The sequence below is a fragment of the Mesorhizobium sp. M7A.F.Ca.US.005.03.2.1 genome (assembly GCF_003997795.1).
Taxonomy (GTDB): domain Bacteria; phylum Pseudomonadota; class Alphaproteobacteria; order Rhizobiales; family Rhizobiaceae; genus Mesorhizobium; species Mesorhizobium ciceri.
Map to the genome: position 1 here is coordinate 1 of NZ_RZRP01000880.1, position 2,540 is coordinate 2,540.

2 protein-coding genes are annotated in these 2,540 nt (G+C 63.9%); both read left to right on the forward strand.

The window, feature by feature from the left end:
- Positions 1 to 26: 26 nt before the first annotated feature.
- A complete protein-coding gene (locus EN991_RS31890) occupies positions 27 to 1,760 on the forward strand; it encodes a SulP family inorganic anion transporter (protein WP_127370244.1) in 1,734 nt (577 codons plus the stop codon).
- A 281-nt stretch (positions 1,761 to 2,041) separates the two neighbouring features.
- Positions 2,042 to 2,540 (forward strand): AAA family ATPase (locus EN991_RS31895; RefSeq protein WP_164769517.1); only part of this gene is annotated, 499 nt, incomplete at its 3' end.

Here is a 2,540-nt window from a genome sequence, read left to right on the forward strand (position 1 = left end):
GCCTTTCAGGGTGCGAAAGGCAGTCCATGGATCAGACGCAGCGGGCAGGGCATGAACCGGCCCACAGATCGGCCCAAAGGTCGGCAAAGCCGACATTTTCCGAATTGTTCACGCCAAAACTCGTGACGGTCTGGCGCGAGGGCTACACGTTCGCCGACTTCAAGGCGGACGCCATTGCCGGGCTGACGGTGGCCATTGTCGCGCTGCCCTTGTCGATGGCCATCGCGATCGCCTCGGGAGTCACGCCCGAGCGCGGCCTCTACACCTCGATTGTCGGCGGCTTCATCATTTCGGCGCTCGGCGGCAGCCGCTTCCAGATCGGCGGCCCGGCCGGCGCCTTCATCGTGCTGGTGGCCGCGACGGTTGCCCGGGTCGGTATCGACGGGCTGCTGCTGGCAACGATGATGGCAGGGGGCTTCCTGCTCGCCATCGGCTATCTCCGTCTCGGCACCTACATCAAGTTCATTCCCTATCCGGTGACGGTCGGCTTCACCGCCGGCATCGCCGTCATCATCTTTTCCGGACAGATCGTCGAACTGTTCGGGCTGAAGCTTGCCGGCAAGGAGCCCGGACCGCTGGTGCCGAAGCTGATCGCGGTCGGCGAGGCGGCCGGCACCATCAACCCGGCGGCGATCTTGGTGGCGGTGTTGACCATCGCCACCATCGCCGGCCTGAAGCGCTGGCGGCCGACATGGCCCGCAATGCTCATCGCCATCGGGCTGGCATCGCTGGTCGTGGCGCTTCTCGCGCTCCCGGCGGAGACGATCGGCACCCGCTTTGGCGGTATACCGCGCAGCCTGCAAATGCCCGCTTTGCCGCCGATCAGCCTGGACCGGATGATTGACGTGCTGCCGGATGCGATTGCCTTCGCCTTGCTGGGCGCCATCGAATCGCTACTTTCGGCGGTGGTCGCCGACGGGATGACGGGCCGCCGGCATCGTTCCAACTGCGAACTGGTGGCGCAAGGCTTCGCCAACATCGCATCCGCCCTGTTCGGCGGCATTTGCGCCACCGGCACCATCGCCCGCACGGCGACCAATGTGCGGGCCGGCGCCCACGGACCGGTTTCGGGCATCGTCCACGCCGCCATCCTGCTCGCCTTGATGCTGGTGGCGGCGCCGCTCGCCAGCTATATCCCGCTCGCCGCCCTGGCCGGCGTGCTGGCGGTCGTGTGCTGGAATATGTTCGAGAAACAGGCCTTCGCCACCTTGCTGCGTGCCTCGCGCGGCGATGCGCTGGTGCTGATGGCGACCTTTCTGCTCGTCATCTTCCGCGATCTCACCGAAGGCATCGTCGTCGGCTTCGTGCTGGGGTCGATCCTGTTCATCGACCGCATGGCCAAGTCGATTGCGGTCGAGGCCGATCAGCCGCTGGTGCAGGAGGATGTCGCCGACAGCACCAAGGCCTACGATGCCAGCGAGGCGACCGACGCCGACACCGTCGTCTATCGCATTTCGGGCGCCTTCTTCTTCGGCGCCGCATCGACCGTCGGCACCGTGCTCGACCGCATAGCCGACCAGCGCAGGAACTTCATCCTCGACTGCTCGGCCGTACCGTTCTTCGATTCGACGGCGGCCAACGTCATCGAAGGCGCCGCCCACAAGGCGAAACGCGCCGGTGTCCGCTTCATCATATCAGGCGCCGCGCCGCAGATACGACGCATGCTGATCACCCACGGCGTCAAGCGCCCGCTGGTGACCTACGCCGCCTCGATCAAGGATGCGCGGGCGCAGCTGAAAGGGAAGCTGGAGGCGGGATAGGGGCCGGGATTTGCCGGCCGGTGGCCATTGTCAGGACAAGGTGTCCACCTGTTGAATGCCAACTTCTTGACGTTGAGCTGACTCACGCACGGCGCGACGTGAACAACCGCACTGCGCCTCTTTTTGGTCATTTCGAGAACCAACCTCCGATTCCGAAAGCTGGCATCCATCCACGTTGCGCCGCCAATGCTCAATCCTCGGTGAGCATGAAGCGATCCTGTAATCGAATTATTGACGAAATGTCGTTATAGATTCTATTATATCCCCAAGTGAGGTATCCCATGCTCTACAAGCTAGAGGTCGAAAACTTCTTCTCCATCCGCGATCCGCAGGTGCTCGACCTGTCGGTGGATGGAAAAGTGCCCGATCCTGAAGGCCGTTATGCCCCCATCTTCGAGGGTGCGGACGTGCGCGCGCCGAAGGTCGTCGCCCTCTATGGCGCGAACGCCTCGGGTAAAACGACGGTGCTGCGCGCGCTCGAATTCGTCGTGACGATGATCCGCGACAGCGTAGCGCGCACGGTGCCAGGCTTCGCTGGCATCGAGCGGTTCAACGACGTGGAATCCGGCAGTCGGCCGATCCGGTTCGCGATCGAGCTGGGCGGCATCATAAACCTGACGCCGGAAGTCTTTCAGCGCGCCACGAGCGGCGAAAAGGTCGAGCAAGGCACTTACCGCTACGAACTGGAAATCGAACTCAAAGAAGGGCTCGCGGTGCGGATCGCGTCCGAGTCGCTGCGCCAGAGGCCGAACGGCCAAGGGAAATGGCAGCGCGTCTATG